The 13,583-nt window shown below is 69.1% G+C and carries 8 protein-coding genes and 1 pseudogene; 6 read left to right on the plus strand and 3 right to left on the minus strand.

What is annotated here, in order from left to right:
• Positions 1 to 34: 34 nt before the first annotated feature.
• A complete protein-coding gene (locus AXW62_RS20245) occupies positions 35 to 2,923 on the minus strand; it encodes a glycoside hydrolase family 48 protein (RefSeq protein ID WP_174556409.1) in 2,889 nt (962 codons plus the stop codon).
• 299 nt (positions 2,924 to 3,222) lie between these two features.
• Here AXW62_RS20245 and AXW62_RS20250 point away from each other — a divergent pair.
• Positions 3,223 to 4,562 (plus strand): annotated as a pseudogene (locus AXW62_RS20250) (glycoside hydrolase family 5 protein).
• Positions 4,563 to 4,591: 29 nt separating this feature from the next.
• Here the strand turns inward: AXW62_RS20250 and AXW62_RS20255 are convergent.
• Entirely contained in the window at positions 4,592 to 5,785 is a 1,194-nt protein-coding gene (locus AXW62_RS20255; RefSeq protein ID WP_060945780.1) for an RNA-guided endonuclease InsQ/TnpB family protein, read from the minus strand.
• Between the two features lie 164 nt (positions 5,786 to 5,949).
• Here AXW62_RS20255 and AXW62_RS20260 point away from each other — a divergent pair, with 164 nt between their 5' ends.
• Positions 5,950 to 7,317, plus strand: coding sequence for a glycoside hydrolase family 6 protein (locus AXW62_RS20260; RefSeq protein ID WP_079105799.1), 1,368 nt, complete (start codon positions 5,950 to 5,952; stop codon positions 7,315 to 7,317).
• 70 nt (positions 7,318 to 7,387) lie between these two features.
• On the opposite strand, the gene AXW62_RS20265 is transcribed toward AXW62_RS20260, so the two are convergent.
• Positions 7,388 to 8,434, minus strand: a complete 1,047-nt coding sequence (locus AXW62_RS20265) for a LacI family DNA-binding transcriptional regulator (RefSeq protein ID WP_060945781.1) — start codon at positions 8,432 to 8,434, stop codon at positions 7,388 to 7,390.
• Positions 8,435 to 8,714: 280 nt separating this feature from the next.
• On the opposite strand from AXW62_RS20265, the gene AXW62_RS20270 reads away from it, so the two are divergent.
• The 4 genes from AXW62_RS20270 to AXW62_RS20285 all read left to right on the plus strand — a co-directional run bounded on the left by AXW62_RS20270 (position 8,715) and on the right by AXW62_RS20285 (position 13,568).
• Entirely contained in the window at positions 8,715 to 10,046 is a 1,332-nt protein-coding gene (locus AXW62_RS20270; RefSeq protein WP_060945782.1) for an ABC transporter substrate-binding protein, read from the plus strand.
• Positions 10,047 to 10,051: 5 nt separating this feature from the next.
• Positions 10,052 to 11,068 carry a carbohydrate ABC transporter permease gene (locus AXW62_RS20275; RefSeq protein WP_030836683.1) on the plus strand — a complete coding sequence of 339 codons (1,017 nt, stop codon included), beginning with the start codon at positions 10,052 to 10,054 and terminating at the stop codon, positions 11,066 to 11,068.
• Positions 11,069 to 11,085: 17 nt separating this feature from the next.
• Positions 11,086 to 11,997 carry a carbohydrate ABC transporter permease gene (locus AXW62_RS20280; protein ID WP_030836680.1) on the plus strand — a complete coding sequence of 304 codons (912 nt, stop codon included), beginning with the start codon at positions 11,086 to 11,088 and terminating at the stop codon, positions 11,995 to 11,997.
• A 164-nt stretch (positions 11,998 to 12,161) separates the two neighbouring features.
• Positions 12,162 to 13,568 carry a glycoside hydrolase family 1 protein gene (locus AXW62_RS20285; protein ID WP_060945783.1) on the plus strand — a complete coding sequence of 469 codons (1,407 nt, stop codon included), beginning with the start codon at positions 12,162 to 12,164 and terminating at the stop codon, positions 13,566 to 13,568.
• Positions 13,569 to 13,583 lie beyond the last annotated feature (15 nt).

Raw genomic sequence — 13,583 nt, forward strand, 5'->3', positions numbered from 1 at the left:
CCGCCTGTCGGGCACCAGCAGCGGCCGTGCGCGGCTATTCGAAGAGGTCCGCGTACGAGCCCATCGCCAGCGCGATGTCCGCCTGGGCCCAGAACCGGTGGTAGGTGAAGCTCGGCACCGCGCCGCCCTTCAGATACGCCTCGACCTTCGACCAGGCCGGGTCGTCCTTGTAGAAGGAGCGGATCGACGCGAAGGTCGAGCTGGAGTCGATCTTGTCACCGTTCGGCATGGTGCCGGTCCAGCCGCTGGGCACGTAGACCGGGTCGTCGAACCGGTTGTAGTCGGCGCGGGACTCCGGGACCGCGATGCCCAGCGCGTCCTGGTAGTTGTTCCACATGCCGTCCAGCAGCGCCTGCGCGGTGTCCTTGGCCCGGGTGTCGCCGGACTTGGCGGCGTAGTAGGACAGGGCCTTGGCGTACGCGGCCGTCACGCCGACGTCGTTGGTGTAGTCGGCGACGGTGACGTGCAGGTTCGCGTTGGCGCCGGGGCTGGAGGCGTTCCAGGTGTCGGGCTGGCCGGACCACTGGAGGGTGGACGGGATCCGGTACGTGCCGTCGGCGTTGAGGGTGGTCTCGGACAGCGCCCACTTGACCCACTTGTCCAGGACCGTCTTGGCGGAGGCGTCACCGGTGCGGTTGTAGTACTCCGCGACGCGCTCCATGGACCATGCCTGCATGCCGAACCACTGGTTGGACGGCGGGTCGTGGTAAACGGGCTTCTCGTCGTAGTACATGCCGTAGAAGGTGGACGTGCCCGCCGGCGGCGTGGCGTAGCGGCCCTGCCAGCTGTTGGTGGCGCCGCCCGCGATGGCGCCCTCGCTGGACTGCAGCCAGCGGTAGAACTCCAGCTGCCGCTTGAGGCTGGTGGACCAGTCCGCCGCGCCGGTGGCCGACTTGGGCTTGAGGTCCGCGTACGTGCTCAGGGCCCAGGCCGCCATCGGGTTCTGGTAGCCGCCGTGGGTGTGGCTGGAGCCGATGCGCCAGGACCAGCCCGCGGAGGTGTCCGTGGCGCCGCCCCAGGCGTAGTACCAGGACAGCAGGTAGTGGGAGCTGTTCTTGCCGCTGCCGGCCGCGCAGGTGGTCTCACCGACGCAGTTGCCGACCTTCTTGAAGTACTTGTCGTACATCGCGTAGCGCAGGTAGTCGCCCATCTTGGCGGCCTTGGCGATGTTGCCGGAGATCTGGCCGCTCTTGCCCTGCGCCTTGGCCCACTCCGAGGCCCAGTAGGCGGCCTGGACGACGCGGGCGTCGGCGTCGGGGGCGTTGGTGAACTTCCACTGTTTGGCGTAGGAGGCGTCGCCGGTGAACAGGTCCAGGTAGCCGTTCTTGCCGCCGTACTTGAAGCCGTCGCAGGTGGGCTGGGTCACGGTCTCCCAGACCGACTCCTGCGGGCCGCGCTGGAAGGTGTTGACGTAGCTCGGTCCGGTGTCGCTCGGCCCCGCCTCGCACTTTCCGGGGGAGTTGCCGTAGCCGTAGACGTTGTCGACGTCCTGGATCCAGTGCATGCCGTAGATGTCATCGGTGCCGTACGCGCTCTTCAGCTCGGCGGCGATGGGGTCGTTGCCGACCGGCACATTGCCGTTGAGCTGCGCGGGGTACTGCGAGGGCAGGTCCCACTCGGGCGCGTAGGTGGCCGGCTTGGAGGCGTTGTAGGTGCTGTTGGTGGGCTGGTCGGCGTGGGTGGGGATCATGTACTTCTCCATGGTGTCCCACGCGCTGTTGAACTTGGACCAGTCGCCGCTGACCTTGCCGTACATCGCCTGGAGCCAGATCAGATAGCTGTACGCCTCGGAGGTGGTCTCGTGGCCGTGGTCGGGGGCCTCGACGATCAGGGTCTCCACCGAGTGGTACGGAACGCCCTCGGGTGAGAAATAGCCCGCCGAGGGTGCGGTGATCTTGTTGTAGAGGTCCAGGAAGCGGGCGTCGTACACCTTCGCGGCGGCCAGCTGGGTGACGGTGACCTCGGCCTTGGTGTGGCCGGTGGCGGTGGCCGTGAAGGTCGCGGAGCCGGTGCCGGTCGCGGCGGCGGCGATGGTCACCTGCTGGGCGGTGTCCCAGTTGGCGGGGGTGAAGGTGAGGGTGGCGCCCGAGGAGATCGTCAGCCCGGTGTTGCCGGAGGTGCGGGCGACGGAGACCGTGACGTTTCCGGACGGCCGGGTGGACAGCTTGACGCCGAACGTCCCGGTCCTGCCCTGCTGCACCCCGAGCTGACCGGGGCTGGCCACCAGCGCGGGCCCGGCCGCCACGTGGATGCCGACGGGGGTGGACTCGGCGGAGGCGCCCTGGCTGTCGTACGCCTTGGCATAGAGCGAGTAGTCGCCCGCCGGGACGCCGGTGTAGTCGAAGGCGTACGGGGAGGTGGTGTCGGTGCCCAGGAGCTTGGTGTCGCTGTAGAACTCCACCTTGGTGATCGTCGCGCCGTCGGCCGCCGCGGCCGTGGCCGTCATCGGGACGGTGCCGCCGGCGGTGAAGACGGCGCCGGGGGACGGGCTGCTCAGCACCGCGATGGGCGGCTGGTGGGCGCCCCGGCAGGCCACCCCGTTGACGGCGAAGGAGGTGGGGGCGGTGTTGGTGCCGCTGTAGGTGAACTGGGCGCCGGTGGTGACATTGCCGCCCGCCGCGATCTTCGCGTTGTGGGCGGCGTTCTTGACGGTGACCGTCGTGCCCGACTGCGACCAGCTGCCGTTCCAGCCGTTGCTCAGCTTCTGGTTGCCGGCGTAGTCGTAGGTCAGGGTCCAGCCGTCGATGGCGTCGGTGCCGGGGTTGCTGATGGTGAGGTCGGCGGTGAACCCGGAGCCCCAGTCGTTGGTCTTGTAGTCGACCCCGCACTGGACCGCGGCGGCGTGCGCCGGGGCGCCGCCCGCGGCGGTCATGGCCACCGGGAGCGAGAGCGCGGCGGCCAGGGCGGTCACCAGCCGTCTCATTCGTCGTCGTGCCCCGGACAAGGGCGAGCCACGCTGTACGCGCATCGGGGGGACCTCCTCGCGGTTCGTGCGGGTGAGGGAGAGTGCGAACCAGTGGGAGCGCTCCCAAGGTTCGTGCGCCCCTGAAAGAGTGTCAAGTCTTTGAACACCACCGGGTCGCCGAACGTCTTCGACCGATAATTCGTGAACGGGATCTGTTGACATGCGCCCGTCGAGCGCTACCTTCACTTCAACCAGTGGGAGCGGTTCCACCAGTCTGCGCCGCGTCGAGCGGTGCGTGGACCTCGAGGAGTCGCTCCATGCGAGCACCACCGCGCCTTTACGCCTTGGCGACCGCCGCGGCCCTGGCCCTGGCGGGCACCGCCCTGGCGCCGACCGCCACCGCCACGGCGGTGAGCGCCACGGCCGTGGCGGCGAGCGCACCCCCCGGGACCGCCACGGCGGTGACCGACCCGGCCGCGACCGGCACGGCCGCCACCGGCACGGCAGCCACCGGCACGGCAGCGACCCACCCGGCCGCCACCGACCTGGCCGCCACCGCACCGGCCGCCACCGCACCGGCGGTGACCGGCCCGGCCGCCACCGCACCGGCCGGCGCGCCGTCGCAGCGGCCGGCCCCCGCCGCCGCACCGCCGCGGCTGCGCGTCTCGGGCAACCGGCTCGTCGACGAGAAGGGAGCCACCCGGCGGCTGCTGGGCGTCAACCGCTCCGGCGGTGAGTTCATGTGCGTCCAGGGGCGGGGCATCTTCGACGGCCCCGTGGACGACGCGTCCGTCCAGGCCATCGCGGACTGGAAGGCGGGCGCGGTCCGGATCCCGCTCAACGAGGAGTGCTGGCTGGGCCTGTCCCACGTCAACCCGGCCTACGCGGGGGCCAACTACATCGCGGCGGTCACCTCGTTCGTCGCCCGGCTGGAGGCCCATGGCATCACGCCCGTCATCGAGCTCCACTGGACCCACGGCACGTACACCGGAGGGGACAGCCACTGTCCCGGCACCGAGTACGCCACCTGTCAGAAACCGATGCCGGACGCGCAGTACACCCCGGCCTTCTGGACCTCGGTCGCCCAGACCTTCAAGAACGACCAGGCCGTGGTCTTCGACCTGTTCAACGAGCCGTTCCCGGACCGCGCCACCTCCGACCTCACAGCGGCGTGGAGGTGCTGGCGCGACGGCGGGAGCTGCCCCGGGATCGACTTCCAGGTCGCCGGGATGCAGACCCTGCTAAACGCCGTACGGGCCACCGGCGCCAGGAACCTCGTCCTGATCCCGGGGGTGGCCTACTCCAACGATCTGCGCCAGTGGCTGACGTACCAGCCGAACGACCCGGCGGGCAACCTCGCCGCCGCCTGGCACAGCTACAACTTCAACTCCTGCTCCAGCGAGAGCTGTTTCGACCAACAGCACGCCCCGGTCATCGCCCAGGTCCCTTGGTGGCGGGCGAGATCGGCGAGAACACCTGCTCCCACGGCTATATCGACCGGGTCATGGCCTGGCTGGACGCCAAGGGCGCCTCGTATCTGGGGTGGACCTGGAACACCTGGGACTGTTCCTCGGGCCCGTCTCTGATCAGCGACTACAACGGCACGCCGACCAACTTCGGCGTGGGACTCCGTGATCACCTGAAGGGAATGCATTGACTTTCTCCCCCTCCTGAAGAAGGGGGTTCCTACGGCTCGCGCCGTAGAGGTTCCTGCTTCATCGCCGACCGCCCGCCCGGAGAACTCCGTTGAGGTCTTACACCGGCTCCACAGGCCGACACCGCCAGCCCGGCGGCCAAAATGTTCCGCGCCGCGTTCACGTCGCGGTCATGGGTGACGCCACAACTGCCGCAGGTCCAGGTGCGGACGCTGAGCGGCATCTTGTTCTGCAGGTTTCCACAGTGCGAGCACAGCTTGGAGGACGGGAACCAGCGGTCGACCGCGATCATCTCGCGGCCGTACCACCGGGCCTTGTACTCCAGCATGCTCCGGAACTCAGACCAGGCCGCATCCGATATGGCACGGGCCAGCCTGCCATTCTTCAACAGATTCCGAACGGTGAGGTCCTCGATCACGATCGTTTGGTTTTCACGAACGAGCCGAGTAGTGATCTTATGCAACGCATCCCGCCGCCGGTCAGCGATCCGGGCGTGAACGCGGGCGACCTTCCGGCGGGCCTTCGCCCGGTTGGCTCCCTCCCCTTTGGCCTTACGGGCCAGCTCCCGCTGCGCCTTGGCCAGTCGCGCACGGTCGTGCCGCTCGTGGCGGGGGTTGGTGATCTTTTCCCCGGTCGACAGGGTCAGCAGGTGGTCCAGCCCGGCGTCGACACCAACCGCCACGTCCGTAGTGGGGAGCGGCTTCACACCGGGGTCCTCGCACAGCAGAGACACGAACCAGCGTCCGGCCGCGTCCTGCGAAACGGTCACCGTGGACGGTGCGACCCCCTCTGGGAGGGGGCGGGACCACACGATGGCCAGCGGCTCCGTCATCTTCGCCAGGGTCAGCTTCCCGTCCTGGAACCGAAACGCGCTGGTGGTGTACTCCGCCGACTTGCGGGACTTCTTCCGCGACTTCCACCGCGGATACCGGGCCCGCTGGGCGAAGAAGTGGGTGAACGCCGCCTGAAGGTGACGCAGGGCCTGTTGCAACGGGACGGAGGAAACGTCGTTCAGATAGGCGAGTTCCTCGGTCCTCTTCCACTCGGTGAGCATGGCCGAGGTGGCGTTGTAGTTCACCCGCTCCTGCCGCAGCGCCCACGCCTGGGTACGTGCCGCCAGGGCCAAGTTGTAGACCTTCCGCACGCACCCGAACGTGCGCAACAGCTCAGCCGCCTGCGCATCGGACGGGTAGAAACGGTACTTGAACGCCCGTTTCACATGCATGGCCCTCACATCTCACATGCTAGCAGGTCAGCTTGTGACGCACTGCGGGCAGTTGAGGCTGGACGCTGGTCCGCCCTGGCGGCGAACCGACTTTCCTTGCCCTGCTCCGCAGGAGCCCGATTCCTCCCCACCCTGAAGGGCGGGGTTTCCTCGAAGGAGATCAGATGAGCCGCAGAATCCGAATGGCGGGCACCCTGCTCGCCGCCTCCGCGCTGACCATGGGGGCGCTGACCGGCGTGGCGTCCGCCCAGGTGGACAGCGGCAGGGCGGCCGCCGCGAAGGTCGACAACCCGTACGCCGGCGCCAAGGTGTACGTGAACCCCGACTGGTCGGCGAAGGCCGCCGCCGAACCCGGCGGCAGCAAGATCTCCAACCAGCCGACCGGCATCTGGCTGGACCGGATCGCCGCGATCAACGGCACGGGCGGCGCGATGGGGCTGCGCGCCCACCTCGACGAGGCGCTGAAGCAGTCCGGCGGCAGCCCGACCGTCGTCCAGTTGGTGGTCTACGACCTGCCCGGCCGGGACTGCTCCGCGCTGGCGTCCAACGGGGAACTGGGCCCGACCGAGATCGACAAGTACAAGACCCAGTTCATCGACCCGATCGCGGCGATCCTCTCCGAGTCCAAGTACGCCAACTCCAGCCTGCGGATCGTGACCACGATCGAGATCGACTCGCTGCCCAACCTGGTCACCAACACCGGCGGCCGGGCCACCGCGACCCCGCAGTGCGACACGATGAAGGCGAACGGCAACTACGTGAAGGGCGTCGGCTACGCCCTGAACAAGCTGGGCGCCATCGGCAACGTCTACAACTACGTGGACGCCGGGCACCACGGCTGGATCGGCTGGGACGACAACTTCAACCCCACCGCCCAGGTGCTCAAGCAGGCGGCGACGGCCGAGGGCAGCACGGTCGACAAGGTGGCCGGGATCATCGTCAACACGGCCAACTACAGCGCGCTGAAGGAGAACAACTTCACCATCAACGACTCGGTCAACGGCACCACCGTGCGCCAGTCGAAGTGGGTGGACTGGAACCGGTACGTGGACGAGCTCTCCTACGCCCAGGCGTTCCGCCAGGAGCTGGTCAACGTCGGCTTCCCGAGCAACATCGGCGCGCTGATCGACACCTCCCGCAACGGCTGGGGCGGCTCGGCCCGGCCCAGCGGCCCCGGCGCGAAGACGGACGTGGACACCTACGTCAACGGCGGGCGCTACGACCGCCGCATTCACATCGGCAACTGGTGCAACCAGTCCGGAGCCGGACTCGGCGAGCGGCCCAAGGCGGCACCCGCGTCCGGGATCGACGCGTACGTGTGGATGAAGCCCCCGGGCGAGTCGGACGGCGCGAGCTCGGAGATCCCGAACGACGAGGGCAAGGGCTTCGACCGGATGTGCGACCCGACGTACACCGGCAACGCGCGCAACGGCAACAACCTGTCGGGGGCGCTGCCCAACGCTCCGCTGTCGGGCCACTGGTTCTCGGCCCAGTTCCAGGAGCTGCTGAAGAACGCCTACCCGGCGCTGTAACCGCACGGCCCGTCCCCTGATGCGGGGCCGGTGGACATCGTCCACCGGCCCCGTTCGTTTTGGTGACGGGTCAGGACGACGCCCGGCGCACCAGCTGGGTGGGCAGTACCAGCTGCGGCCGTTTGGAGGTGCGGTCCGACGGCCCCTCGATCTCCTCCAGCAGCACCCGCACCATCGCCCGGCCCATCTCCTCCGTGCCCTGCCGGACGCTGGTGAGCGGAGGGTCCATATGGCGGGCGACCGCCGAGTCCTCGAAGCCGACCAGCGCCACGTCGTCCGGGACGCGGCGCCCGTTCTCGCGCAGCACCTGACGGGCGCCCGCGGCCATCACGTCCGAGGCGGCGAAGACCCCGTCCACGTCCGGACGCTGGTCCAGCAGCCGGCGCATCGCCCGGCGGCCGCCCTCCTCGGTGAAGTCCGCGACCGCCACCAGCTCCGGGTCCACCTCCCGGCCCGCCGCCCGGACCGCGGCGCGGTAGCCCGCCAGCCGGCACTGCGCGACGTACATGTCCAGCGGGCCGGTGATGGTGGCGACCGTCGAGCGGCCGCGGCCGATGAGATGCTCCACCGCGGACTGGGCACCGCCGGTGTTGTCCGAATCGACGTACGGAACCGATTCATGCGCCGACCGGCGCCCGCTGAGCACCGCGGGCATCTCGATCTGCTCCAGCAAATCCGGAAGCGGGTCGTCCGCGTGGACGGAGACCAGCAGCACCCCGTCGACCCGGTGCGCGGAGAGGTAGTCCGCCAGCCGCTGCCGTTCCTTGGGGGTGCGGATGAGGGTCAGCAGCAACTGCAGATCGGTCTCGGCGAGTTCGGCGCCGACCCCGCGGATGATGTCGGAGAAGTACGGTTCGGCGAACAGCCGGGTCTCGGGCTCGGGGATGACCAGGGCGACGGCGTCGGCACGGTTGGCGGCGAGCGCGCGGGCCACCCGGTTCGGCACATAGCCGAGTTCGGCGACGGCCTGCTCGACGGCCGTGCGGGTCCGGTCGCTGACCCGGGGCGAACCGTTGATCACCCGGGAGACGGTGCCGCGGCCGACTCCGGCGCGGGCCGCCACCTCCTCGAGGGTCGGCCTGCCCCGCCCCCCGCCATGCCGCCGCGTTCCTGCCATATCGCGCCTCCAGCCGTCCGTACCCAGCAGCTCCAACCCCCCGATGGGCGGCTGCGGGGACATTCAACAGCAGTGTGGTTTCGGGAAAGTTGTTCCGCGCACTCCCTTGACACCCCAGCGGGGAGCCGCAACCCTTCAACACATCACAGCTGGGAGCGCTCCCACAGTACCTGAGCCATACACAACCCGCACGATGCCCGCCCGGCTCGATGCATCTCAAAAACCCATGTATCGCTATTTCTCGACCGGAAGCCGTTGGGCGGGGCGCTAGGAGGACGGAATGCGCAGGAGCACTGGTAGTTACCGCAGCAGAGCGGTGGTCCTCGCGGCCGTCGCCGCTTTAGGAGCCGGGCTGCTCAGCGGCTGCGCCGACGACGGTGACGACAAGAGCGACAAGTCCGGGGGCGGCGGCGGTGGCGGCAAGACCACCATCACCATGGGCCTCTTCGGCACCTTCGGCTTCCAGGAGGCCGGGCTCTACGACGAGTACATGAAGGACCACCCGGATATCAAGATCGAGCAGACGGTCATCGAGCGCAATGAGAACTACTATCCGCAGCTGCTGAACCACCTCAGCACCGGCAGCGGCCTGGCCGACGTCCAGGGCATCGAGATCGCCAACATCACCGAGGTCGGCCAGACCCAGGCGGCCAAGTTCGTTGACCTTTCGAAGACGGAAGGCGTCAAGAAAGAGAACTGGCTCGACTGGAAATGGCAGCAGGGAACCACGAAGGACGGCAAGACGATCGGCCTCGGGACCGATATCGGCCCGATGGCCATCTGCTACCGCAAGGACCTGTTCAAGAAGGCCGGGCTGCCCAGCGACCGTGAGAAGGTCGGCCAGCTGTGGTCCGGCGACTGGAACAAGTACCTCGAGGCCGGCGAGAAGTACATGAAGAACGCGCCCGGCGACACCGCCTTCGTCGACGCGGCCTCCGGTGTCTACAACGCGGTGATCTCCAGCAGCGCCGAGCGCTACTACGACAAGAGCGGCAAGGCCATCTACAAGGAGAGCCCGGCCGTGAAGGACGCCTGGGGCATCGCCACCAAGGCGGCCACCGGGCATCTGACCGCCAGGCTCCAGCAGTTCCAGAAGACCTGGGACCAGGCCTTCGCCAACGGGAAGTTCGCCTCCATCGCCTGTCCGCCGTGGATGCTCGGCTACATCCAGGAGAAGGCCGGGGACAAGGCGAAGGACCAGTGGGACGTCGCCGCCGCCCCCAAGCCCGGCAACTGGGGCGGATCCTTCCTCGCCGTTCCGGAGGCGGGCAAGCACAAGGAGGAGGCGGCCAAGCTCGTCGCCTGGCTGACCGCCCCCGAGCAGCAGGCCAAGCTGTTCGCCAAGCGGGGCAGCTGGCCGAGCGCCGTGGCCTCGTACTCGCTGCCCGACGTGTCCAACGCCAAGCACCCCTACTTCGACAACGCGCCGATCGGCCAGATCTTCACCCAGGCCGCCAAGGGCATTCCGGTCCAGGTGCTCGGCCCGAAGGACCAGATCATCGCCTCGAACATCGCGGACATCGGCCTGCTCCAGGTCGACCAGCAGGGCAAGTCCCCTGAAGCGGGCTGGAAGGCCGCGACCAAATCGATCGACAACGCGCTGGACCAGTGACCCGGATGCCGACCACTTCCGGTACTGCCGCGCCCCCCGCAGGGCAGGGGGGCGCGGCCCCGCGCCGCGCCGCCGAGACGGCGCCCCTCGATCCCCGGGAACAGCGGCGGCGCGAACGGCTCAGCCGCCGCTACCGCAGGGACATCCGGTGGAGCCCGTACGCCTTCATCGCCCCGTTCTTCCTCTTCTTCGCCGCCTTCGGGCTGTTCCCGCTGCTCTACACGGGATGGGCCGCGCTGCACCGGGTGGAGCTGACCGACCCCACCCATATGGAATGGGCCGGGATGCACAACTTCTCCCGGCTGTGGGACGACGAGTTCTTCTGGAACGCCCTCCAGAACACCTTCACCATCGGGGTCATCTCCACCGTGCCGCAGCTGCTGATGGCGCTCGGACTGGCCCATCTGCTCAACTACAAGCTGCGCGGCTCGATGTTCTTCCGGGTCGCGATCCTCACCCCGTACGCGACCTCGGTGGCCGCCGCGACGCTGGTGTTCGTTCTGCTCTTCGGCCGCGACTACGGCATGGTCAACTGGGCGCTGGACGCGATCGGCATCGACCCGATCGACTGGCAGAACGGCACCTGGACCTCGCAGTTCGCCGTCTCCACGATCGTGATCTGGCGCTGGACCGGCTACAACGCGCTGATCTACCTGGCCGCGATGCAGGCCGTACCGAACGACCTGTACGAGTCGGCGGCACTGGACGGGGCGTCCCGCTGGCAGCAGTTCCTGCACGTCACGATCCCCTCGCTGCGCCCCACCATCCTGTTCACGGTCGTGGTGTCCACGATCGGGGCGACCCAGCTCTTCGGTGAGCCGCTGCTGTTCAACGGCAGCGCGGGCGCCACCGGCGGGGCCGACCACCAGTTCCAGACCCTGGGGCTCTACATGTACGAACAGGGCTGGGTGAATCTGCACCTGGGCCGGGCCTCGGCCATCGCCTGGACCATGTTCCTGATCCTGTTGCTGATCGCCGCCGCCAACTGGCTGGTGTCGCGACGGCTGCGGAAGAGCCAGTGAGGGAGACGAGGACCACCATGACCACCACTGTGTCTTCCGCGTCTCCCCCAGCGGCCCCCGTGCCCGCCGCGCCACCCCCGGCCCGCACGGGCCGCAACCGGGCCGGCAAGCAGCTGCACGGCGGGTGGATCACCTATACGGTGCTGATCCTGTTCACCCTGGGTTCGCTCTTCCCGCTGGTGTGGACCGCCATCGCGGCCTCCCGCACCAACACCCGCCTGGCCGAGACGCCACCGCCCTTCTGGTTCGGCGGCAATCTCTTCAGCAACCTGGACACCGCGTGGAACGACGCCAACATGGGCGCCGCGCTGCTGAACACGGCCGTGGTGGCCGGCACCATCGCGGCCGGGACCGTACTGTTCTCGACCATCGCCGGCTTCGCCTTCGCCAAGCTGCGCTTCCGCTTCAAGAACCTGCTGCTGACGCTCACCATCGGGACGATGATGGTGCCGCCCCAGCTGAGCGTCGTACCGCTGTACATGGTGGTCGCCAAGCTGGAGTGGACCGACCAGTTGCAGGCCGTCATCCTGCCGACGCTGGTGACCGCCTTCGGGGTGTTCTTCATGCGGCAGTACTTGAGCCAGGCGCTGCCGACCGAGCTGATCGAGGCGGCGCGGATGGACGGGGCGAGCAGTCTGCGGATCGTCTGGCACATCGTCTTCCCGGCGGCGCGCCCGGCCATGGCCGTGCTGGGGATGCTCACCTTCGTCCAGGCGTGGAACGACTTCTTCTGGCCGATCATCGCGCTCACCCAGACCGGCAACCCCACCGTCCAGGTCGCCCTGAACGGCCTGGGCCGCGGCTACATCCCGGACCAGTCGGTGATCATGGCGGGGGCGCTGCTGGGCACCCTGCCGCTGCTGATCGCCTTCGTCCTGTTCGGCAAGCAGATCGTGGGAGGGATCATGCAGGGGGCGGTCAAGGGCTGAGGGCCCGCGCCCCGGCCCGCCCGCCGCCCCTCCGCCCCGTCCCTCCTCCGCAACCCCCGCCTCCCCTTCTCTTCCTTTGTCCCCCTCCTCCTTCTGTTCCTTCTGTTCCTTCTCGCATCCCCCTTCCCTCCCGCCGCACCACGACCTCGAATGGGAGCGCTTCCATGACCCTTTCCTTCCCGCCCGGATTCCTGTGGGGCGCGGCCTCGGCCGCCTATCAGGTCGAGGGCGCCGCACAGGAGGACGGCCGCACCCCGTCCATCTGGGACACCTTCAGCCACACCCCGGGCAAGGTGCTCGCGGGTGACACCGGTGACGTGGCCATCGACCACTACCACCGCTTCCGCGAGGACGTCCGGCTGATGGCGGAGCTGAACCTGGGGGCGTACCGCTTCTCGGTGTCCTGGTCACGGGTGCAGCCCACCGGCCGGGGACCAGCCGTGCAGCGCGGGCTGGACTTCTACCGCTCGCTGGTGGACGAGCTGCTGGGCGCGGGCATCCAGCCGGTGCTCACCCTCTACCACTGGGACCTCCCCCAGGAGCTGGAGAACGCGGGCGGCTGGCCGGAACGCGAGACCGCCGAGCGGTTCGCCGAGTACGCGGGCATCGTGGCGGGGGCGCTCGGCGACCGCGTCGAGTTCTGGACCACCCTCAACGAGCCGTGGTGCAGCGCCTTCCTGGGCTACGGCTCGGGGGTGCACGCCCCGGGCCGCACCGAGCGGCTGGCCCCGCTGCGCGCCGCCCACCACCTGAACCTCGCCCACGGCCTCGGCGCCCAGGCGCTGCGCGCCGCGCTGCCCGCCCGCGCCCAGGTCGCCATCAGCCTCAACCCGGCGGTGATCCGGCCGCTCAGCGACAAGCCGGAGGACCTGGACGCCCAGCGGCGTATCGACGCGCTGGCCAACCGCGTCTTCACCGGGCCGCTGCTGCGCGGTGCGTACCCCAGTGACCTGATCAAGGACACCGCCTCGATCACCGACTGGTCGTTCGTCCGCGACGGCGACCTGGCCGTCATCAAGCACCCGCTGGACGCGCTGGGCATCAACTACTACACACCGTCCTTGGTGTCAGCCGCCCCCGACGACGAGGACTCGCCCGCCCGGCACGACGGCCACGGCGCCAGCACCCACTCCCCCTGGCCCGGCTCGGAGCGGGTGGCCTTCCACCAGACCCCGGGCGAGCGCACCGAGATGGGCTGGACGATCGACCCGAGCGGACTGCACGACCTGCTGATGCGCTACAGCCGTGAGGCGCCGGGCGTACCGCTGTACATCACCGAGAACGGCGCCGCGTTCGACGACAAGCCGGACGCGGAGGGCGCGGTCCACGACCCGCGGCGGATCGACTACCTCCAGGCCCATCTGGCCGCCGCCCACCAGGCCATCGCGGACGGCGCCGATCTGCGCGGCTACTTCCTGTGGTCGCTGATGGACAACTTCGAATGGGCGTACGGCTACAGCAAGCGCTTCGGCGCGGTCTACGTCGACTATCCGACCCAGGCCCGGGTGCCGAAGTCCAGCGCCCGCTGGTACGCCCGGGTGGCCCGCACCGGGGAGCTTCCGGCGGCGTAGCGGGACCCGCGTCCG

The organism is Streptomyces hygroscopicus subsp. hygroscopicus (genome assembly GCF_001553455.1).
Taxonomy (GTDB): Bacteria; Actinomycetota; Actinomycetes; order Streptomycetales; family Streptomycetaceae; genus Streptomyces; species Streptomyces hygroscopicus.